Source organism: Paenibacillus sp. Soil787, assembly GCF_001429545.1.
Lineage (GTDB): Bacteria > Bacillota > Bacilli > Paenibacillales > NBRC-103111 > Paenibacillus_E.
Genome location: NZ_LMSP01000044.1, coordinates 271,115 through 292,789, shown reverse-complemented (window position 1 = coordinate 292,789; position 21,675 = coordinate 271,115). Strand labels below are relative to the sequence as shown.

The 21,675-nt window shown below is 42.8% G+C and carries 21 protein-coding genes; 4 read left to right on the top strand and 17 right to left on the bottom strand.

Annotated features, from left to right (window positions below; translation table 11 throughout):
* Window positions 1-333: 333 nt before the first annotated feature.
* From ASG93_RS27705 to ASG93_RS27685, 6 genes are all read right to left on the bottom strand, one after another.
* A complete protein-coding gene (locus ASG93_RS27705) occupies window positions 334-1,095 on the bottom strand; it encodes an SDR family oxidoreductase (RefSeq protein ID WP_056837329.1) in 762 nt (253 codons plus the stop codon).
* Between the two features lie 76 nt (window positions 1,096-1,171).
* Window positions 1,172-1,387, bottom strand: coding sequence for a carboxymuconolactone decarboxylase family protein (locus ASG93_RS36610; RefSeq protein ID WP_235550981.1), 216 nt, complete (start codon window positions 1,385-1,387; stop codon window positions 1,172-1,174).
* On the bottom strand, window positions 1,366-1,515 hold the full coding sequence (locus ASG93_RS36605; RefSeq protein WP_235550980.1) for a hypothetical protein: 150 nt from the start codon (window positions 1,513-1,515) through the stop codon (window positions 1,366-1,368). The genes ASG93_RS36610 and ASG93_RS36605 overlap by 22 nt, the downstream gene beginning before the upstream one ends.
* Before the next feature lie 169 nt (window positions 1,516-1,684).
* Window positions 1,685-2,638, bottom strand: a complete 954-nt coding sequence (locus tag ASG93_RS27695) for an RNA polymerase sigma-70 factor (protein WP_056837324.1) — start codon at window positions 2,636-2,638, stop codon at window positions 1,685-1,687.
* A 743-nt stretch (window positions 2,639-3,381) separates the two neighbouring features.
* Window positions 3,382-3,828 (bottom strand): GyrI-like domain-containing protein, encoded by a 447-nt coding sequence (locus tag ASG93_RS27690; protein ID WP_162262887.1) that lies wholly within the window; start codon window positions 3,826-3,828, stop codon window positions 3,382-3,384.
* Between the two features lie 349 nt (window positions 3,829-4,177).
* Window positions 4,178-4,792, bottom strand: coding sequence for a PH domain-containing protein (locus ASG93_RS27685; protein WP_056837694.1), 615 nt, complete (start codon window positions 4,790-4,792; stop codon window positions 4,178-4,180).
* Between the two features lie 294 nt (window positions 4,793-5,086).
* Here ASG93_RS27685 and ASG93_RS27680 point away from each other — a divergent pair, with 294 nt between their 5' ends.
* Window positions 5,087-5,896, top strand: coding sequence for a hypothetical protein (locus ASG93_RS27680; RefSeq protein WP_056837320.1), 810 nt, complete (start codon window positions 5,087-5,089; stop codon window positions 5,894-5,896).
* 83 nt (window positions 5,897-5,979) lie between these two features.
* Here ASG93_RS27680 and ASG93_RS27675 read toward each other — a convergent pair whose 3' ends face one another.
* From ASG93_RS27675 to ASG93_RS27655, 5 genes are all read right to left on the bottom strand, one after another.
* Window positions 5,980-6,876, bottom strand: coding sequence for a class I SAM-dependent methyltransferase (locus tag ASG93_RS27675; protein ID WP_056837318.1), 897 nt, complete (start codon window positions 6,874-6,876; stop codon window positions 5,980-5,982).
* 203 nt (window positions 6,877-7,079) lie between these two features.
* On the bottom strand, window positions 7,080-7,481 hold the full coding sequence (locus ASG93_RS27670; RefSeq protein ID WP_056837316.1) for an RrF2 family transcriptional regulator: 402 nt from the start codon (window positions 7,479-7,481) through the stop codon (window positions 7,080-7,082).
* Window positions 7,482-7,957: 476 nt separating this feature from the next.
* Window positions 7,958-8,719: a VOC family protein gene (locus ASG93_RS27665; protein ID WP_056837314.1), complete on the bottom strand. Its 762-nt coding sequence runs from the start codon at window positions 8,717-8,719 to the stop codon at window positions 7,958-7,960.
* A 67-nt stretch (window positions 8,720-8,786) separates the two neighbouring features.
* Complete coding sequence (locus tag ASG93_RS27660) at window positions 8,787-10,337, bottom strand: RNA polymerase sigma factor (RefSeq protein ID WP_056837312.1); 1,551 nt, start codon at window positions 10,335-10,337, stop codon at window positions 8,787-8,789.
* A 64-nt stretch (window positions 10,338-10,401) separates the two neighbouring features.
* Window positions 10,402-10,671 (bottom strand): pentapeptide repeat-containing protein, encoded by a 270-nt coding sequence (locus ASG93_RS27655; RefSeq protein WP_162262886.1) that lies wholly within the window; start codon window positions 10,669-10,671, stop codon window positions 10,402-10,404.
* Window positions 10,672-11,134: 463 nt separating this feature from the next.
* Here ASG93_RS27655 and ASG93_RS27650 point away from each other — a divergent pair, with 463 nt between their 5' ends.
* A complete protein-coding gene (locus ASG93_RS27650; RefSeq protein WP_056837308.1) occupies window positions 11,135-11,827 on the top strand; it encodes a YceI family protein in 693 nt (230 codons plus the stop codon).
* A 112-nt stretch (window positions 11,828-11,939) separates the two neighbouring features.
* Here the strand turns inward: ASG93_RS27650 and moaA are convergent, their stop codons facing one another.
* Together moaA and fdhD are read right to left on the bottom strand one after the other, a co-directional pair.
* Complete coding sequence (moaA, locus tag ASG93_RS27645; RefSeq protein ID WP_056837305.1) at window positions 11,940-12,956, bottom strand: GTP 3',8-cyclase MoaA; 1,017 nt, start codon at window positions 12,954-12,956, stop codon at window positions 11,940-11,942.
* A gap of 22 nt (window positions 12,957-12,978) precedes the next feature.
* Window positions 12,979-13,773: a formate dehydrogenase accessory sulfurtransferase FdhD gene (gene fdhD / locus ASG93_RS27640; protein WP_056837691.1), complete on the bottom strand. Its 795-nt coding sequence runs from the start codon at window positions 13,771-13,773 to the stop codon at window positions 12,979-12,981.
* A gap of 205 nt (window positions 13,774-13,978) precedes the next feature.
* Here fdhD and ASG93_RS27635 point away from each other — a divergent pair, with 205 nt between their 5' ends.
* A complete protein-coding gene (locus ASG93_RS27635; protein WP_056837304.1) occupies window positions 13,979-15,427 on the top strand; it encodes a sigma-54 interaction domain-containing protein in 1,449 nt (482 codons plus the stop codon).
* 116 nt (window positions 15,428-15,543) lie between these two features.
* Complete coding sequence (gene ablA, locus ASG93_RS27630) at window positions 15,544-16,962, top strand: lysine 2,3-aminomutase (RefSeq protein ID WP_056837299.1); 1,419 nt, start codon at window positions 15,544-15,546, stop codon at window positions 16,960-16,962.
* Window positions 16,963-17,619: 657 nt separating this feature from the next.
* Here ablA and ASG93_RS27625 read toward each other — a convergent pair.
* From ASG93_RS27625 to ASG93_RS27610, 4 genes are read right to left on the bottom strand one after another with little or no spacing between them, the layout of a single operon-like run.
* Entirely contained in the window at window positions 17,620-18,900 is a 1,281-nt protein-coding gene (locus ASG93_RS27625; RefSeq protein WP_056837689.1) for a peptidase, read from the bottom strand.
* Window positions 18,901-18,959: 59 nt separating this feature from the next.
* Window positions 18,960-19,622, bottom strand: a complete 663-nt coding sequence (locus tag ASG93_RS27620) for a 3-oxoacid CoA-transferase subunit B (protein ID WP_056837298.1) — start codon at window positions 19,620-19,622, stop codon at window positions 18,960-18,962.
* Window positions 19,589-20,320, bottom strand: coding sequence for a CoA transferase subunit A (locus ASG93_RS27615; protein ID WP_321166709.1), 732 nt, complete (start codon window positions 20,318-20,320; stop codon window positions 19,589-19,591). Before ASG93_RS27615 ends, ASG93_RS27620 begins: the two co-directional genes overlap by 34 nt.
* On the bottom strand, window positions 20,317-21,669 hold the full coding sequence (locus tag ASG93_RS27610; RefSeq protein ID WP_056837294.1) for an aspartate aminotransferase family protein: 1,353 nt from the start codon (window positions 21,667-21,669) through the stop codon (window positions 20,317-20,319). The genes ASG93_RS27615 and ASG93_RS27610 overlap by 4 nt, the downstream gene beginning before the upstream one ends.
* Window positions 21,670-21,675: the final 6 nt, after the last annotated feature.

The following is a 21,675-nucleotide window of genomic DNA, read 5'->3' as shown; positions in this document are numbered from 1 at the left end:
GCTTACGACATCCTTCAATGTCCTTTTCCCGCCGTTTACCGGGCTCATCCAAATTCTCTCTGTATACATGTAAATGAACTGCCCTTATTCTTCTTTATTTTTGTTCAAACACTTTTTACTATTGGAAAATACATATCCCAAAGATGATCAGCATTTTGGAGATCAAGTACAATATCTTCTCTCGCGTACTTTCGCTTCGTTAAAGTAGTCAGATTCAGAACAAATGAAAAGGAGACCCATAAACAACCGGATCTCCTTTTCATTTACACCTTGTTTCTCGTTGGAAACTGCTTCACTTTACGACACCTTTGACGTCGACCATGCTTTGCTGAATTACCCCTGGGATGCTGAGCGGCTGAGCCAATCATGGAAACGAGTCGTAGTGATACGCGCGTTGCTTTCGCTCGGAACGAGAGATTGATCATTCACCTCTACTGAACCGAAGTAGAGCGCGTTGGCGTCTGTGACCACCTGACGTGTGTCTTTATTTGCGCTCAAGAATTGTCGAACGAGTTCGTCGAGACCAATCCGATCTGGACCAGCCACCTCGACAGTGCCATTCACTGGCGCCCCAAGTGTGAAATCGACCAACGCCGCTGCAACATCATCCGAAACGATAGGCTGCGTAAGCGCGGAAGGTAAACGAACGGTTTCCCCCTCAGTAGCCACATAGGCGATGCTGCCGACGAACTCGAAGAACTGCGTCGCGCGGACGATCGTATAAGGAACCTTGGAAGTCTTGATTAACTCTTCTTGGGCCATTTTCGCGCGGAAATAACCACTTTGGAGAAGGCGCTCGGTACCAACAACTGACAGCGCTACGTGATGACCTACTCCTGTGGCTGCTTCAGCTGCAAGAAGGTTCTTATTCGACGTCTCGAAGAACTCCATAACTGCCTGGTCCTCAAACGAAGGCGAGTTTGACACGTCGACGACAACCTGAGCGCCAGTAAGCGCTTCAGCGAGCCCCTCACCAGTGATCGTGTTGACACCTAAGGTAGGTGATGCCGCCACTGTCTCATGGCCAAGCTCACGAAGTTTTTTTACAAGTTTTGAGCCAATAAGTCCACTTCCACCAATAACTACAATTTTCATATTAATTCCTCCTAGTTTATAACCAGTAATATAAGGGCTTGAGATGTATAAACTTATACATTGCTTTTCTAAATAGTTAGCTCAAACCAGCTTTCGTCAATTTAAATGCTGCATCAGCCGAACCTGGTACAGTCTTGAAAGCTATGTTGATACGATTCCAAGCATTAATCGCCATGACTGAGAACGTCAGATCAGAGATTTCTTTTTCAGACAATTGTCCATGAACACGGTCATACAATTCGTCGGGTACACCTTGCTCAGGGAGCTTGGTCAGGATTTCGGTCCATGCCAACGCAGCCCGTTCGCGTGGAACAAACAGTGACGATTCCCGCCATATCGAAATGTGATAAAGGCGAACCTCGCTCTCACCATGGATCTTTGCTCTGGTGATTGCTGCATATAATTTAAACGTTGTGTCATAATTGTACCTCCTGTTTTTTTTTGACACTAATAAGACAATTGACGACTGCAATGTGTGACATGGAAAAATCACACTTCATCTTTTCATTATTTAACAAGTCGATCTGAACAATTGAAATGTATAAAAAACTGACCAAACCTCCAACATAATGTAGACCTTGGTCAGCTTTTATGGATTGACTAATGGATTTAACTTAAACGCTTCCGTCTTTCCGTTCACGCTTATTTGTTGTAATTTATCTGGATTCACAATAAAGTAAATTCGTTGAATGTTCATCGTTTCAGCATCCCATTCAAAACAAATGACTCCGGTTGGAATGCCTTCTTTGGTTAACAATATCCCTTGTTGACCATTGACATCAACTAGCTGTGCATTTGAATCGGGAAATCGACTTGATGAAAGGGCATTTAATATGACAAGCACACGTTCTTTGCTGAAAATAGGATTGATTGCTGCGGAAACTTTTCCTCCGCCGTCGGCAACAAATATGACATCCTCAGTTAACAAGTCTAAAAGGGATTGAATGTTTCCATTCGAGAGAGCAGAGATGAATCGAGTGACCAATTCCTTTTCTTCAATTGGATGGGTTGATAATTTTTCATTTTCTTCGGAGGATACATTCACTTTTTTCTTAACTCGACTGTATATTTTACGACAATTCACTTCTGATTTGTTGAATATTTCGCCAATTTCACTGTGATCATATGCAAAGACTTCTCTTAAGATAAATACAGCCCGTTCCAAGGGCGTAAGTTTATCCATAAGTATGAGAAAGGCATAAGAAATCGTATCCTGACGCTCAACACTTTCAAGCGGACTATCTTCGATTAAATGCACAGTTGGTTCTGGAAGCCAATTACCTACGTAGCTTATTCTTTTTTTTCTCACAGATTTTAATTCGTTCAGACATCGATTGATCATCATTTTGCTTAAGTAAGATTTGATATTGTTGATATTGTCATTTAAATATCCATGAATGCTTATAAATAAATCTTGAACCATATCCTCGGCATCTGATCTAGAACCAAGCATACGGTAAGCAATAGAAATTAAATGAGGCTTATAGGTTTTATACAAATCTTCAATGTTTTCGACTGGTGAATCAATTGTATAACTTTGCATAATACCCCCCCTTTCTTTAATCTGAAACATTCAACTCACATCTCATTATTATTAAACAAATCGAAATGAACCATTCAAAATGAAAATAAATATCCAAGGTTTTATGGAAACGATAAAGGAGGATATCCTCTAGGTGTTTTTTGACACTAATAAGACAAATGATTATGTCATTGTGTGACATATATCAAAAAAAATTTTTAGTAAATCTGGCTTCTTAAGGAAATTAAACCTGATGTCCTAATTTGTGGCGATATTATCGTTGTGCAGCGGAAAATTACAATAGCGACAAGAAGGCTTACAAAAATGATGAGAAAGGCAATAACGTTTACTTTTCTTGCTTCAGCTGTGATCTTTTCTGTTGGAATGATACTGATAATGCGAAATTGGTTTCCCGCACCAAGCTTAGATAACGTAAAGCCCGTTATTGCATTGTTGACCGATTGCTGGATCGCGTGACCGAGCGTAATTTGCTTCAAGGAATTGGACAAAAATAGGCTTGAGCGCTGCCCGTTACTTAATAAATAAAAGAGGAGCTGCCGTTAAGCAAGCCCCTCAACTATAGTTTCTCATTAGAGCAAGTTAGAGCAATAACACAATCAGTGTTTAAGCAAAAGTCAGCTGCACAAGTTTTATTTATACAAAATGGATGTTAACTTGAGTCTTTTAAAAGAAACTTCGTGACAGCCTTATTGGTCGGTGCCTTTAATTCTCATCAAATCACTTATGGTTTTGACATACTGTAATTATAGCAGCGGTACAAATATACTAGCATTATTAATATTTTGATGTTCACCAAATCTAAATACTTCTAGTGCAAGTGACCTTGTATTATTCTCCAGCCCTTTGGCCTTTAAATATGATTTTATTAGTTTGTATGGATCTTGATCTGTCGAACTTACCTTAGCATATCGTTGACTAGGTACGTTAAATCCTAGCATTCCATCAGGAATATCACTAATTTCTGATACCTCCATGCAATAAATGTATGTAAACAAGACATCGTTAGCAAAATGTGGACACACATATTCATGCTCATTTATAATTCCTTTAATCTCATTTTTCCTAGTCAAAAAAATCTGATTTGCCTCTTTGATTCGTTCAGGATCATGTTTTTGAAACGCTACAGTTACAGGTACTCCGATAAAATGCTTTTCTTCAAATATAACGATCTCCACCTGATTGTTGTTCATAATCATCTCTCCCGTTGAACGCATGATTATTTTTTCATACCGAGCCAAAACAAATACAATATCCATCCAAATCACTTTTGGCTTTCACTTGTACCGTCATCAAGTTAATCCTCCTTAAACTTTCGTTTGTATTGTTTTCAAAAGTAATTCGACGTACTTGCAAAATAACCTTTATTTGGAATTTCGATTAAAAAGGTAGTCGTCGTTAAGCAAGCAGAAAAGACTGCCGATCTATTTCTATCGGCAGCCTCATTCTAAAGTTATTAAACTCACAATCCTCGTTAACGCAAAAAGGAGACTAAATGCAGCCACAAGGAATAACATTCGTTCTATTACTGTCGGTAACCATTTAGTTGTTGATATATCGTTCGAAAATGTAACCGAAATCTTTAATTTTTAACTCTGAGTGCTTGCCCTTCAACCAATTGTAGACTGATTCGTTGATTGCATCGAATTGGGCTACTGGGGAAGTAGTTTGAGTTGTAATACGCCCTGTCGCTTCTTTAGCAACAACTATGCTTTGCTTCGCGTAGCCAAACAAGTCTTCGTTATGTGCTACCGTTTCGGAAATCTTAATTAAAGCTTTATACAAGTCTTTGATCTGTTCAATTTGCTTCTTGTCCACATCAATCGAGAAGTTGACGTCGCCGATAACGAACTTGATCTCAACGTCAAGATCGATCGTTCCTGCAGTTTCCAAATACACCTGGGAAATGGCATTTGTGTGGTAGTTGTAACGTTTCAGCATACGCTTGCTGCTAATAGCACTATCTCCATCAAGATGGATTAGGGCAAGGTTGGTAAAGCAGTATTCGTCTTTCTTCGACTTGATGATGAAGAAAATCTTCTCGCCATCCTCATACATGACATAGTCATCTGAATCTACCTTGTCGAAATCACTTGGACTAATTACCTTACCGATATCACTTAAACCTAAAGCATCTGCTGCAAACTTCTTGAACAATAGAATCATCCTCTCATTCGTAGCTTCCTTTTATACCTGAAATATATTTCTTGAAATTTATTTTATTCTTAAACGGCATCCTATTCAACAACGATTTTATGGCTAAGCGATGTTCATAGAATAGTAATCAACGACTTCCTTTTCCCATTCATCCCATATTCTAGTACACTGAATTAACGATCTGTAACAAGTACTCCAAAGTTTGGAGTTCCGTCTTCATTCCATTCTATTTTTTCTTATAACGGGGACCGAAACGGTTACGGTCTACTATTTTATCCGACAAGGAGTGTACTTGTGAACTATTCAACATTATTAACGAAATTCTTGCCTCCTAGATTCAATCGTTTTCATCTAATTCTTATTTTTATTTTCACCTCATTGCTTGTCTCGCTAATTGGATATAATCAATTGGATATTGCGAATCCCCGTTTTTATCACTATGAAAAACAAAAGGCTTCCAATGGCGTCGTATTACATACAATTCGGACTACTCCGGATAATGTTCGACTGCAGGCGATCGATAGGAATGTAACGAAAACTCCCTATTACGGTATTAATGGGGGCTTTTTCTGGGAAGGAGCTCTGCTAAGCATCGCAGTTATCAATGACCAACCTTTGAAAGGAATGCCTGGTGATTACGGTTCTGGCTGGTATAACACTGGCGTCGACACTAACCTAAAGCGTGGAACGCTTGTTTGGGATGACGTCACTAAACGCTTCTCTATTCAAGTAGTCACGCATGCCGGTGAACTAATCGTAACAGATAAGCGCCATTATTGGGCACAGGGTGGTGTCAGCATGAAGCTAAACGATAGCTTTGGCTGGGAGAGTGATATGATTTTAGAGCAAATGCCAGCCTATAACGAAGGTCATATGCGTACGGCAGTTGTTTATGATAGTCAAGAGAACATTTATATGATTGTAACACCTTCATACTGCACGATTGAAGATTTCCGAGCAGCCATTCTCGATAGCTTTAGCGATCGAAAGCTGGTAGATGGCATCTATTTGGACGGAGATGGTTCCTCCCAATTGAAGTGTCGCTATGTCCGTTTGAAAGGAGATCAACGTCAAGTTTATCAGATGCTAACCCTAATCAAATAAAAATGACGTTAGCTATCACCTTGCACTGTTGTAAAAACACACCGCCTTTTTCGTGGCGATGTGTTAAGTGTACTATTGGATGATCATAAATTATCTCTGGTGTACATATTCTGATTCTGCAATTGAATCAGCACCTTGCCAAAACGGCCACCCTGCTGGATAACGATCTTATCTGACGAGTACATTTTCTCTAAATAATCGACTACGATTTCCCGATTCCTTTCATCATCAGGTAGATTATACTTCCTTAACCCACTCATAACCTCCTCGAGTGCCGTTTCTTTGGTAACCTCCGAGGATTTCGTCTCCCGAGTCATAAGTGACCCATAGGAGTATCCTTTGAGATACAACAAATGGAGCAAATAGGCCATCTCCGAATATCCCGTTTTCAGTGGCTTGTCGGTAATAAGAGGCAAAATTTCATTTACCAGACTTTGCTCCCTGGGACCAGCTGGCAGACTGATATAGCAAAACTGCCGTGCGCAGCTCAGCACCTTCTCCACACTTTCCCAATCTACAATTGCCGGGCACATAGAGACAAATACAAAGTCAAAGGCGTTCTGCCAGCCCTTTGCCAGAACGTCAATATCTTCAAACGGCTCCGGTACAACCTCAACGTTCCCATTGGTTAATCCCGCAATATTTCCCTTTAGCAACTCGACCAGAGGAAGGCAAGGCTCTACGGAGGTAACACGGGCCCCTCTCTCTGCAAATGGCACTGAAAATACACCCGAGGCTGCTCCAATGTCCAGAATGGAGGCATCCTTGAAGGTAACACCTTGACCTTCCAGCCAATTCATGATCCGTTTTGTTCTTTGTCTTCCTTCTTCGTTAAACGACTGCTCGTTGAATTTATTGGCCTTCTGATCAAATGAGTGTGCTGGATCAATTCCGGCTCGTTTCATTTTGTTAACTCCTGCGGTCATGTCTTCCTTCCAAGCCTTTTCCCAAATGTATTCATCAAAAAATTCGTTTTTCATCGTATATCCCCTTTCATGTCTTCACAATTCATCCTTTAACTATAATCAGCCAGAACCGTTTCGTTATTATTGGCTTGTTACTCCTGCTTTCTTGCTCTTTCTGCCATTGTTGCTTGCAAACTCTTCACTCTCCAAATTCTCTTATATGTAAATTGATTTTAAAGATCCATTATATCTGCAATTGATTTAAAAAAAGATAATTTTTACAAAACTATCTTCATTTTTTTGGCGAGCTCAGACATCGTCTGATTTCTCAAATGTTCTTCCATCTTCTCTTCTGCCGACAGTACCACCTGCTGAATCAGACATTCGGGTCCATGATTGAAGCTGCAATCGAACAAGGACGCAGATCCTTCAATGGCTTGAATAATATCAAGGAACGAAATGTTTTCCCAATTTCGCTTTAACCTATATCCTCCGTTGGCGCCTGATGCAGATTCAATCATTCCCGCCTTGACTAGCTTGGTTAATATTTTGGATAAATAAGTAGAGGAAACTCCATGCCGCTCCGCTAACTGCTGCACACCAACAGGTTTATTCGGAGTGGCTGCGACTAGAAAGAGCATGATGTGAAGGGCATAGTCCGTAGCTTTCGAGTACTTCATATTTGATCACCCATCCCAATAAAAGATTTTATACATCGATAATATCGTTTATATAAGAGGATCGTCAAGTAATTCATGTCTCAGCTAAATCGGAGCATAGTCGTTTGACTTATAGCCTCATTCATCACCTCCATTTAAGGACTTTGAGAATCCATAATAACTCTGATTATTCTAAAAGGCAAGCATTTATTCCGCATAATCTCTCATTGCCCAAGTATCAAAGTAACTATGTCACTTCGCTATGCTGTCGTTCGTATTATGAGAATCAACTTGAACGTATGAATAAAGAAAAAAATCCATCCCAATGGGATAGACTAATTCCTTTTTTCAGCTTAATGAGATTGCTAATTATGAAAAAGAAAGCCTTGATCGTCAGCATTAATGATGACTAGAATGAAGATTAAAACAGCGAACACGAGGGCCGGTGCCGTTTTACCAAAAGCATCTTATCCATTAGTCTACTTTTCGAAATAATTTTATAAAAATTTGTTTTCACACACCATTAACCCATTACCATCTGGGTCATAGAACGTGAAGAAGCGAACTCCTAGGCGGGCTTCTATTCCTCCATCCTTAGCCCCTTTGGAACGGACATAATCGAGTGCGGCCTCGATATCATGTGACTCAATAATTACAATGGGATTTACACGAAACTCCAGCTGCATACGATCATAAAAGACGCGAGGTGATTGACTCAATCGATTATCATCAATGAGTACATGCGCACCTCTGTCCATCCGAATGAGTGGGAGCTCCTCGGTCCAAGGGTCGGTCTCTATCGTACGCTTTAGAAACGCTTCGTACCATTCGATGCTATCCTGTAGATTTTCCGCGTGAATGATGACTCGGCTGATACGTCTCAATAGTGCATGTACAGGTTGCGGTTGATCAGGTTCTGGCGCTCGGTGAGCCTGACAGACCATGTTGGAATTAATATTAAAAAAGGAAACGTCGGTAAATCTTTGAACGTCTGTCATAAACCCGTTAGGATGAGTTTTGCAGAATGTGTATGAATCATCAATATTTTGCGTATCGAACATGATTGTCGGTGGAAATCCCCAAACATTACTGTCCAATATAATATCCGTTCCAGCAAAATTGAAGTAGTATATAGCTCCGCCTTCTTGTTTAGGTACAATTGGTTGTTCCAGCAAGTCCGCATACCATTCGGTGGAGCGTTTTAGATTACTCACTGGGATAAAAACGGCTGGCATATACGGCAAAATTGGGTGTGTCATTGATTGATTCCTCCTATTATTTAGCTTTCAACCTATAGACACAACGAGATGTTATTTTCTATCAAATTTAATAAATTAATGTTTCTATTAATGAAATCCCCTCGGTTTCTGCCTCTAACGCTAGGAGCAATCTCTCTCGAATGATTGAGAAACGGTCGGCGTTACAGCCTCCGTAACCGAACGGAAATGAGGGGTACATCTGAGCAAACGCTTCGCTAACGCGACGATAGCATGCGGCGGCTTCCGCCAACTTCCTTTGTCGTTCAGAGGTATGTGCCTTCTCCGATAAGTTTTGTAAATATAGAGCACCTTGATGCCGGGCTTCCGACAAAATGGCCACCTGATAAGCATGTCCATGGAGATCGAGATCTTCACTCTCTACGGCCTCAAGCCATAGTCGGTAACCCTGAAGACCATACTCGAAACCTGGAATTGGTGGCTCTTTCCCTTTGGCGTGATTGACGATTGAGGTAAGTATTTCGTTTTCAGAGGCGGGTGAGGTTACACGTTGTCGTATGGCTGCGATGAAAAGAGCAGGCTCTTGCCCTGTACGTCCTAATTGTTCATATCGAAATCTTCGGGCTTTACGATTATAACTAAGATAAGAGATCGTGCGCTCTACGTCGTTATAACCGTAAACAAAACCAAACTCATTAATCTCCATATTCCAGATAATCACCGGTAAGCCACGATCTATTGTATCTTGTATGATGGACAGAATATCTATCTGTTGTTCCGGCGAAATGGATGTCCGGCCAGGTCTACCGAAGCAAGTCCCGCTTAGCCCTAATCTTTCTAGCGTACGGTAAAATGAATAGCTCCAATCAAATGTCGAAATACCACGCCAGTTGCAGCCATTTGTCACATTCAAACGAAAAGCATCACCAGAAATACCCATCAGGTCGGTAATGGTCCAGTCAGGCTCACCTGCTATCCTAAGCACCTCGCCGATCAATATAGATATCAGAGAATACGGCCGGCCATAACAAGGAGGCTGCAATTGGTGAGAAGATGGTAATCCAAGGCGTCTTCGTTCGCGTATATGTTGATCGACTTCACAGCGGAACCGCTCATCATTTGCTTTTGCTCGAGAACGAGAGAGAATGTTGTAGACATTACTCTTATTCATTTCGAAACGGTTTGCTAACTCTTCCGGTGTCGCATCCTCTAAAGCATACGATGTTAACAACGATCGAGCTTGCTTGGATAAAGAATAAAGCGAGTTCCGTAATAATTCTTGTTCATTTTCGTGTATAAGCATTTGTTGCAAGGGGTCGGATTCCGCGTTCCTACTCCCAGAGTCGATATCATCTTGCTCTGGAATATCTCCTATCGGCAATACGCTTTGGGATAAGCCGCGAATATGATTGATTGCTAATCGGCGTACCATTTGTCGGAACCATGCATTAAACTTACTAGGGTCTTGGAGGCCGTTGATTTTCCCTTCCATCTGGAAGAACGATTCTTGAACTACGTCTTCAGCTAAGTGGGAATCACGAACAATTCGTATCGCCCACGCCTGAGCCTGTTCACGGTATGCTTGGACAAGAATATCGAAGGCCTTTATATCTCCTAGTTGTAAGTTAGTGACAGTATCTATCTGCTCTTTGGGTCCCACAGTTCACCTCCTATTGAGCAAAGGCCACCGATCACTCCGACAGCCTTTGAAATTTCATATTGAACTAACGTTCTTCATTCTTCGTATTCTTATAATTATCTATTAAATCTTTAATCAAAATTCCATCTATACTTAACCCATCAATATTACAATTTTTGAGATCCACGTTCGTAAGATTACATGAGTCAAATATCGCAGTACTCAAATCACTGTTTTTAAACATTACGGGTTCGACATTTACCCAATTTCCGGTTCCAGGCTCTTCAATCAACTGACTTTTTTCCGCTTTAGGACGAACAATATTCTCAAATATTGTTCCTCCCATCTGAATCATATTAATAATTACATCCGAAAAATAAATATGTTCCCACTTCGAATTCACAAAATTCGTATGCGCAAATGAAGTGTCTCTCATATCGCCCTTTCATCATGGATTATTTATACTATTCGTTAAAAATCACGAACTTCCTTTTTATGTAAAAGGTTTGTATAGTCGTTAACAAGAAAATCGGGCACCGGATCGCCACCATATGCCCAAACTGACATCATTAAGAACAGTCCTGCGAAAAATCCAAATATTCAGGATATTTTAAGGTTGTATTCAGCAAATTCTCAGATAGTATTGTTAGTATAAAAACCAAGTCTATTAACACTACATTTAATAGTATTGATAAATTTGATTATTTTTTGCATCTTAACACTACGTAATGTAGTGCATTAGAAGTGGAGGTAATGTTACTGAGGCAATTATTTTATAACATAGTTTTTATAGATCATACCTACATGGAGGGATAAAGATGAAGCTAAAACTAACGGCGTTGGCTGTTGGAGCAATTGTTATAATAGGTGGAGCTTATTATGCTTATGACTATTATGCCGGCAATCATGTGACCATTCAGGAAGCTATACCAGTGAATAGTGGTTCTACTCAGGTCAGCACAGCTGCTGCTGTTGATACAGGAAAATTGAACGGGGATTGGAGTATTCAGCCAGATTCTAAAGTCTATTTCTCAGTGACCACATCCAAGGAAAAAGTTAACTTTGAAGGCAGCACTGTGACAGGAAAATGGGCATTAAACACGACTGACCTGGCCAAAATGAAGGCTGAAGCCGTCGTTGGTATCAATACGATGCAATCTGGAAATTCTCAAAGGGACGGCCACATTAAAGGTCAGGAATACTTAAATGCACAAACGTTCCCTGAAGCCAAGTTTACGCTCAAATCGATCGATAACTTTCCGAAAGAATGGAAAGAAGGTGAGAAAGTTTCCTTCGACATGCTAGGAAGCCTCACAATTAAAAATATAACGAAAGACGTCATATTTAAGACCGATGCTGCTTATAATCAGGATGTTATTAATCTTGGGGGCAGTACCACCGTGACTTTTGATGATTTTGGAATGAAGAATCCTCATACCGTTGTTCTTGACACAGAAAATAATGTAACAATCACTTTAAGTCTGGTCATGGGCAAGAAGACAACTTCTTAATCCTCTTTCTCTTCATTTATACCTCATTATCAAAAGAATAGAAAACAAGAAGAGCGTCTGTTAATGACAAGACGCTCTTTCTGATTTTGCAGCTTCAGCTTTGCGGGAAAGCTTATCCCCCGATATGCGACATCTCTACTTTAGGAGATGACTTATGATGGGTATGACTTAATCGCTCGTCTGAGTAACGATCAGAACGGTTATTCCAAATGGTACGAATCGTATCGGTTACAGACTGATCCGATTGCTCGGAGCGGAGCAGATCTTTAAGATCATAACCTCCCGAAGCAAACAAGCATGTATACAGCTTTCCCTCAGCTGAAATGCGGGCTCTTGTGCAGGAAGAACAGAAGGAATCTGTCACTGACGAAATAATTCCTATTTCCTGGTCACTATCTGCGTAACGATATCGGGAAGCCACTTCACCGTGATAATTCGCAAGGACAGGCTCAATCGGCATCGTCTCGTGAATTATCTTTAAAATCTCATGTTTGGACATGACTTCATCCAACTTCCAATCATTGGAGTTTCCTACATCCATATATTCAATAAACCGTAAGGTATACTTCTTCTCTTTGAAATATTGAGCCATCGGGATAATATCTTGGTCATTTTTTCCTTTTTGGACAACCATGTTTACTTTCACTTTCATTCCCGCTTCTGATGCAGCCTGCATCCCTTCAAGTACCGTTTTCACGCTGCTTCTATTTCCGTTCATATAAGCAAAACGCTCTTCATCTAATGAATCCAAACTCACTGTCACACGGGATAAACCGGAATTAAATAGATCACCTGCAAATTTCTTTAGTAATGAACCGTTCGTCGTTAAGGCAATGTCCTCTACGCCTTCGATTTGCTTAAGACGTTTAATAAGTGTAGGGAGATCTTTACGCAGTAAAGGCTCTCCTCCGGTAATACGCAGTTTTTTTACGCCTAAAGAGACGAAAATCCGTGCCAATCTATCAATCTCATCAAACGATAAAATTTTATCGTCAGGTAAAAATGAGTAGTCAGGACCGAATATTTCCTCCGGCATACAGTATCGACAGCGGAAATTGCAGCGATCGGTAACCGATATTCGCAAATCCCTTAGAGGGCGATGCAATTTGTCCAGATTAACATTTTCCATGTAAATGGCCTCGATTCTAATGTCAAATATTTATAATTCTCTTCGGACACGTGTACACATTTAGCGACTGATTACGGATAAAACCAATCGTGGTGATTCCCAGTTGTTCTGCCAGCTGTAAGGCCAACTCTGTCGGGGCAGACTTGGACAATATCACTTCACAGCCTATTTTGGCTACTTTCAATAAGATTTCGGAGGAAATACGGCCACTAAATACGATAATTTTATCACCAATGGGAATGTCATTCTTCAAACAATATCCATAAATTTTGTCCAGTGCATTATGTCTGCCTATGTCCATCCGGCTTAAAACAATGCCGTTTGAGTCACATAAGGCTGCATTGTGGACCCCGCCCGTATGACGAAATGTATCCGCTGATTGCTGCATCTCATTCATTAATCGAAAACAATCATCGATGGAAACTTTTACACGAATATCCTCCATCTTTTTGGCGGTCAATGCATCGTTTACAAAAACAAAGCCTTGTCTGCTCATCCCGCAGCAGGAGGTGATATATCGTTTACTTTGAAAATCGAGGGTATATGGATTGAAAGTTGTTGTTGTCACATGGACAAATCCTTCTCTCTCCTGTATCCATATTTTTTCAATATCATCGTATTTCTTGATAATGCCTTCTGAAGCCAAAAACCCTATGACCATATCTTCTATATATTCTGGTGTACATACCAAAGTAACAAATTCTTGTCCGTTAATTTTCACCGTAACCGGATATTCCGTTACAATGCTATCCTCAACTTCCTCGGCATGACCATTAACAAAACGGAGGATTCCCCTCTTCACCTCGATTGGTTTCATGATCTTTGACATGCCCACATTTCTCCTCGTTAGACCGAATGTTTTAAATGTTGTTTAATCATAAATCAATAATGCGAAAAAAAAAAGTGTGGAATCTGAAATCGGGTATGATGGAATGTTTTTTCATTGGACATTTTTTCAAATAGTATTTCATAAGATGTTAATTGAACCATTTGAACCATTCTTCGTGAGGCGGGTGAACATAATGTCCAAGCAGAGCGATCATGGATCGAAGTATTTCGAGAAAATCTTAAATATCATTGATGTCGGTGTTCATCTGATCGATAATAAGGGAATAACCATTTTTTATAATGATAAGATGGCTGAAACCGATGGTTTTAAGCGTGAACAAGTGGTTGGAAAGAACTTCTTCGACCTTTTTCCTTCCCTAACGAACGAAACCAGCACCTTCATAAAAGTTCTGCAAACAGGCATAGAAATACGAGAAAAAATACAAACCTATGTCAGTGTAACCGGGAAACGGATCACTACTATTAATAGTACGTATCCTCTTTTGGAAAATGGCGAAATCATCGGTGCCCTAGAAGTGGCAAAAGATATAACAAGCATTGTTCATCTCCACGACCAAATTCTTGATCTCAGGCATCAAATCTACGAATCGCCGTCAAAAGATAAGAAAAATGCAAGCTCCGCTCGTTACCATTTCAGTGATTTAATTGGCAAAAGCGAAACCTTCCTACATACCGTCTCCTTCGCCAAAAAGGCATCACGTACTAGCTCGCCTGTTTTGCTATCCGGACCTACCGGCACCGGTAAAGAATTGTTCGCACAGAGCATACATAATGCCGGAGCCCGCCGAAACCGCCTATTTATTGCTCAAAATTGCGCGGCAGTTCCGGGCGAGCTGATGGAAGGTATCATGTTTGGAACTGCAAGAGGAGCGTTTACTGGCGCTATTGACCGTGCTGGATTATTTGAGCAAGCTAGCGGCGGAACTCTTTTTCTGGATGAGTTGAATAGCTTGGACTTATTCCTACAGGCCAAACTATTGCGGGTGCTTCAAGACGGGATCATTCGCCGAGTCGGGGGAACGCAGGAACAGCAAGTCGATGTCCGCATCATTACCGCCATGAATATAGATCCGAAGGAAGCATTGGAAAAAGGATTGCTGCGCAGCGATCTTTTCTACCGGCTAAATGTCGTGAATCTATACCTTCCTCCGCTTGTGCAAAGAAAAGAAGATATTCCGCTACTCACCTACCACTTTATTGATAAATTTAATCATATGTTCGGCATGAAAATAACAGGCATTACCCCAGCGGCACTGGATCGCTTAATGAACTATCATTGGCCCGGCAATATACGGGAATTAAGTCATGCCATCGAATCCACCTATAATATGATGGAACTGGAATGTGAAATCATAGAAGAAAATCACCTTCCCGATTATTTCATGGGGAATCATACAAAAACTGCAGCTCCCACCCGGTTATCCGCTCCGTGGAGCGACGAATTGGCCACCATCACAACAGGTAGATTGACCGATAAAGTGAGGCAAATGGAAAAGGAAACCATCACGGATGCACTGGAAAATCATCAATATAACATCACTCTCACCGCACAAGCGTTAGGAATCAAGCGCCAAGCATTACAATATAAACTGAGTCGTTACGGTATCGTGAAAAAGCCATAAAAGTCGTCATTTCAAGGCTCCGAAAGGAGTCTTTTTTGTTTTACTTTGTTTGGAAATGTTGGCACGCTTTTTGCATCTACTACTCATAAGAAGGCATCATTTCTGGAGGTGCAATAATGGAACGACGAGACTGGAAGCAAGTTGAGCTATGGAAAAACGTAACGGATGAACAGTGGAATGATTGGCTTTGGCAGCTGACACATACCATTCGTACTCTGGATGAACTGAAGAAAGTCGTGAATTTAACCCCCGAGGAAGAAGAGGGTGTTCGCATTTCAACGCAAACCATTCCTTTGAATATTACCCCCTATTACGCATCTTTGATGAATCCAGATGACCCGCGATGCCCGATTCGTATGCAATCTGTGCCCATATCCGCCGAATTATTGAAAACAAAGTATGATCTCGAGGATCCCCTATTCGAGGACGAAGACTCCCCTACCCCTGGTCTAACACATCGTTACCCTGACAGGGTTCTATTTCTAGTAACGAATCAATGTTCGATGTACTGCAGATACTGCACTCGCCGCCGTTTCTCCGGTCAGGTGGGCATGGGGGTTCCCAAAAAACAATTGGATGAAGCGATTGCTTATATTCGAAATACGCCGGAGGTGCGTGATGTTCTGCTTTCTGGCGGGGATGGACTATTAATTAATGACAATATTTTGGAGTATATTTTGAAAAATTTACGGGCGATTCCCCATGTCGAGATCATCCGTATCGGCACGAGAGCTCCGGTTGTTTTCCCGCAGCGGATTACGGAGCATTTGTGCAGCATTATCAAAAAATACCACCCGGTTTGGTTGAATACCCATTTTAATCATCCTTTGGAAATGACGGACGAAGCGAAAAAGTCCTGCGAAATGCTAGCGAACGCCGGAGTCCCTTTAGGCAATCAGTCGGTGATTCTGGCCGGTATAAACGATAGTACCTATATTATGAAAAAGCTCATGCATGATCTTGTGAAAATCCGTGTTCGTCCTTACTATATCTATCAATGTGATTTGTCCGAAGGGATCGGTCATTTCCGGGCACCTGTTTCCAAAGGGCTGGAAATTATCGAATCACTTCGCGGCCACACCTCAGGATATGCTGTACCAACCTTCGTCGTTGACGCTCCAGGAGGAGGCGGAAAAATTGCGCTTCAGCCTAACTACTTGATCTCGCAAAGCCAGGATAAGGTCATTCTGCGTAATTACGAAGGTGTCATCGTTGGTTACCCCGAGCCGAAAAACTATGTATCAGGCCGTGCAGACGAATACTTCAACGAAATCTACGGTATTGAGAAACAGCCGGAAAGCACAGGAATTATTGCGCTCATGAAAGATGAAAAATTTAACCTAGTGCCAGAAAATTTGCGCCGGATTGGCAGAAGGAAAATTTATCAGGATACACCAGAGCATGCGTCGTTGAAGGACCGTCGGCCAAAGCGGGATGAAATGAAAGATAAATTGATGAAAGCGCAGCAGAAGGAGAATAAAGAGGATACGGAGAGTAAAAAGGATAAAGAGAGTGTTCCGAATACAGAGAATTAAGCGTAGTTACAATAAACAGAAGTTGTATCTCAGGTTCTTGGTATGGATCTACCTTCATACGCGTCGGCTGCATTAGTGACTGAGAAGGCGGAAAAGGCCTTCTCCGATGCCAAAGTGGAGTGAAACAGCTCCGAGACGTCTGAAAAAGACGGCCCTGTTGCTGAAAGTAGTAGCAAAAATAGCGGCATTAGGAACGGGGCTCCTTCCAGCCATCCAAAACTCATGAAAAGGAACGACGATGCGTTAATTTGCTTAAAAGCGCCAAATTAGCTAGCGAAACGGAACGTCAATCCCTTATTTCCGCTTTAAATGCGATATTAGAGACAAATTGGCAAAATAACGAACTGTCGTTCCCCCCGAGCTCAAAAAGGCGTTGATTTTTGATAATTAACGCATCGTAGTTCCCTTTGCCACTTCCTTCCACCCCACCTGAGCTCCTTGCATAACTAAGAGGCTCCAACCGCTATTATTCGACTATGAGATGAGGATTAAGCCACCGCTTTTGCCCAAACCCAGAGCAAGTAAAATCTTATATATAAAAAAAGACCAAACACGCACGTCAATCATCATTCGCGAGGGTATGGTCTTTTTTCTATATAGCCTTACTTTTTGATTTGCTTCACCTGCAAAATGTCCGTTTCGGCTTCCGCCACATCCCTAGACCTCCACCCCATCCAAACCACACCAATGAATCAGGGTCAATGCGATGATCTCTGCTGCCTCAAACACATGATCCAGCACAATATGCTCGTTAGGATAATGAGCCACCTGTGTGATGCCTGGGCCGAAAACAATACAAGGCGTTTCGCCTAGCTGCGTGAGCAAACCGCCGTCTGTTCCCCATGGCGATGCTTGAATGATTGGTTCCTCTTGCTTAACCTCCCGATATTGCTCCATCAGAACCCGCATCAAATCATGCTTTGGATCCACACTTCCCGGAACCCACCGAGCTCCAAACCATTCAACTGCAACCGGATGCGCTTCAAACCAAGGGTCTTTTTCCTTAAGCCCCTCAATCCACTGGGCCATTTCCGCCTTAGCCTCGTCAAGCTTTTCCTCAGGTGCAACGCCCATTCTTCCCTCTAACTTGACGGTATCCGCTACAGATGAAGGCCAATTCCCTCCTTGAATAACACCTATATTAATGGGAATAGGAATAGGGTTTTGAGCGTACAAAGGATCCGAGATCCGAGCATTTCTTTGCTGCTCAAGCTCCACGATATGCTTCATCACGATCATGCTTTTCTCAATGGCACTAACCCCTTCGTACCTGGTTCCTCCATGCGCCGAACGGCCTTTGACCTCAAGACGGAACCACATAGAGCCCTGCTGCTTCGGAAATATGCGTAAATTAGTCGGCTCTGGAATTAAAGCGGCATCTGCTCGATATCCTTTAACGATCGCAGCCAGTGTCCCTACCCCGCCACTTTCCTCTTCAATGACACTTTGAATAATGACATCGCCTTTCAACTTAATGCCAAGACTCTGAATAGCTTCTATAGCAAGAAGAAGAGAGGCGTTTCCGCCTTTCATATCCGTTGCCCCGCGTCCATACAGCTTCCCGTCCACCATATTACCGCTATAAGGATCATCTTGCCACTGATTCCGATCTCCTTCCGGAACGACATCAATATGACCATTGAGTAGGATCGATCGTCCCCCTCCAGAACCTTTCATGACACCGACTACATTGGGACTGCCCGTAAAACGGTTTCTAGGAGAACAAAAATAAGGATGTGTCCCAAGGGCCTCACCATCCGGCTCCCAGACATCAACGTCTAATTTCAACTCGCGAAATTTATCAGCAATTAAGGCCTGGGCCTCCTTCTCATTGCCTTGCGTGCTGGGGATTCTGACCATCTTCTGCAGAAAACAGGTGCCTTCTTCACGATGAAGCCTAATCCACTCATGAATTTGCTTTTGCAGTTCAGCGTTCAGATTGGGCAAAGGAATTCCCTCCTTCAGATTTGCATAAGAAAACGTCTTTGTCATTACGGTTATGGAATGTACGTGATGTTCTCCGGAATGATTAATGCAGCTTCCGTATGACTTACAACGTCCTCTATCGTATAAGGCAGCATGATTTCTTTTAAAAGCAATCCTTGTTCCGTGACCTCCATCACGGCCATTTCCGTAATAATCATTTTGATACATGCCTGCGCTGTTAGCGGCAAGTCACATTGTTTTTTAACCTTGGATTCCCCCTGGCGATTGACATGGTTCATAAGAACGATGACTTTTTTGGCTTTTTGCGCTAGCTCCATCGCCCCTCCGATCCCTGCCACCCGCTTCCCCGGCACGATCCAATTGGCCAAATCCCCTCGCTCACTGACCTCTAACGCGCCAAGTATCGTGATATCTATACATCCCCTGCGAATCATGGCAAAAGCAACACTGCTATCGCAATAGGAAGCACCGGTGGCAATCGTGACGGGATATCCGCCCGCGTTGCAGAGAAAAGCATCTTCTTCTCCCGGAAGCGGGCCGCCCCCTGCTCCTAAAATCCCATTTTCCGCATGAAAAACGACGTTAATGCCTTCAGGAACATAATCTGCAACTTGGGTCGGAATGCCGATTCCTAAATTGACGGCCATGCCGTCCTTTAATTCCCCCGCAGCCCGCTTTGCTATTCGGACGCGGGTTTCTTTTCCCATACCCATTCCCAGTTCACCCCTCTGCTCAGTATCACCATATCCACGAAAATGCCCGGCGTTACAATGTTTTCGGGGTCTAGGTCGCCAAGCGGTACAATCTCATCGACTTCAGCAATCGTAAACTTCCCGGCCATGGCGACCAAGGGATTAAGATTTCTTCCGCTTTTATCATAGACAAGATTCCCGTAAGGATCGGCTTTTTTCGCATGAACAATGGCAACGTCCGCCGTAAGTGACGGCTCCACCAGATACTTTTTATCGTCAATAGAAACAGTCGCTTTTCCTTGCTCCATGATCGTTCCGACACCCACATCCGCCAGGATCCCGCCAAGACCTACGCCGCCTGCCCGAATTTTCTCTGCTAGTGTTCCTTGCGGGTAAAACACCACCTCCATGGTGCCATCCTCCATCCTTTGACCAGCGTTAGGGTTGGAGCCGATATGGGAGGCAATCACTTTCTTTACTCTGCCTGCTGTGACTAATCGACCAATGCCGATATGCGGAAACCCGGTATCATTCCCAATAATCGTTAGATCCTTTATCCCTTTTTGCAAAATACCTTCGATCATCGTTGGAGGTGTTCCAATGCCGCCGAACCCGCCATACATCAACGTACAGCCATCGGCTATCATTTGAAGCGCCTCATCTAAGGTCCTTACTTTTCCATCTACAACCGCGTGTGAATTCTCATGTGGCTCCATCATATCTCCTCCAATAGGGATCGGGTAACCTCAACCATGACTTCCCGAATGGATTCATCCAAAATCCGCACGAGCTGGTCCATTTCTTCTTCTGTGATCACAAAGGGAGGAGCCACAATAATGGCATCCCCTGCCCCGTCCACTGCTCCTGCCGCAGGATACACGAGGAGGCCTTTTTGAAAGGCTTTTTCGACGATTCGTGAGGTGACACCTAGCCCAGTTGGAAACGGCAGCTTATCGGTTAGATTGGAAACAAATTCCATGGCTAGAAGAAGTCCTTGGCCCCTTACATCGCCGATGATCTCGATCTGTTCTGCCATTTGGCGCATCTGGCTGAGCAAATAGCTGCCTTTGATCTCTGCAGCTTTGACTAGCTGATGTTCTTCGATATAGGCGAGAACCGCCAGTGAAACTGCCGCGGATTGCGGATTAGCGCTGTAGGTGTGGCCAGACATGATGCTTTTGGACCCTTGCAAAATGGGGTCCATCACGTGATCCTTGACCAAAGCTGCCGCCATTGGCGTATATCCTGCGCTCATGCCTTTTCCTAGTGCCATCAGATCCGGTTCGACGCCGAAATGCTGCATGCCGAACATAGCACCTGTGCGGGCAATGCCCGTCATAACCTCGTCGGCAATGAATAAGATCTCATTCTGCTCGCAGATCTCCTTGATCTTCTTGTAGTATCCTTCAGGCGGAACAATAGCGCCACCTGCAGCTCCAATAATCGGCTCTGCTATGAATGCGGCGATATGCTCTGCACCGATCCGCTTTATAGCGGTTTCCAAATCCTCCGCACACGCCAACTTGCAGTCTGGATAGGTTTTGCCCAACGGACAGCGGTAGCAATATGGGGGAACAACAACCGGAAAGTCCTCTAATAAGGGAATAAATCGTCTTCTTCTAAGATCATGTCCTGACATCGAAAGAGCACCCATCGTGATACCGTGATAGCTCATTCGTCTTGAAATAACTTTATTTTTCCCATGGTGCCCCTTCTCCTGCCAGTACTGAATGGCAATCTTCATCGCCGTTTCAGTTGCTTCGGATCCACTGTTCACAAAGAATGCCCAGTAATCATTACCAGGCGCCAAATCGCTCAGTTTCTTCGCCAGCTTTTCGGCTGGTTCACTGGTAAACTGGGAGCGGTAGACAAAAGAAACCTTGCCCGCCTGCTCCAGCATCGCGTCGATGATTTCTTGAACCCCGTGTCCGATTCCCGCTGTCACAGCCCCTGACGATGCGTCTAAATAAGCTTTGCCTTGATCATCGTACAGATAAACACCTTTTCCATATTGAATGGTGGGATAATGGTGATCCAAAACCGGCTTTATTAAATGCTCCCGCTTCATAACGCA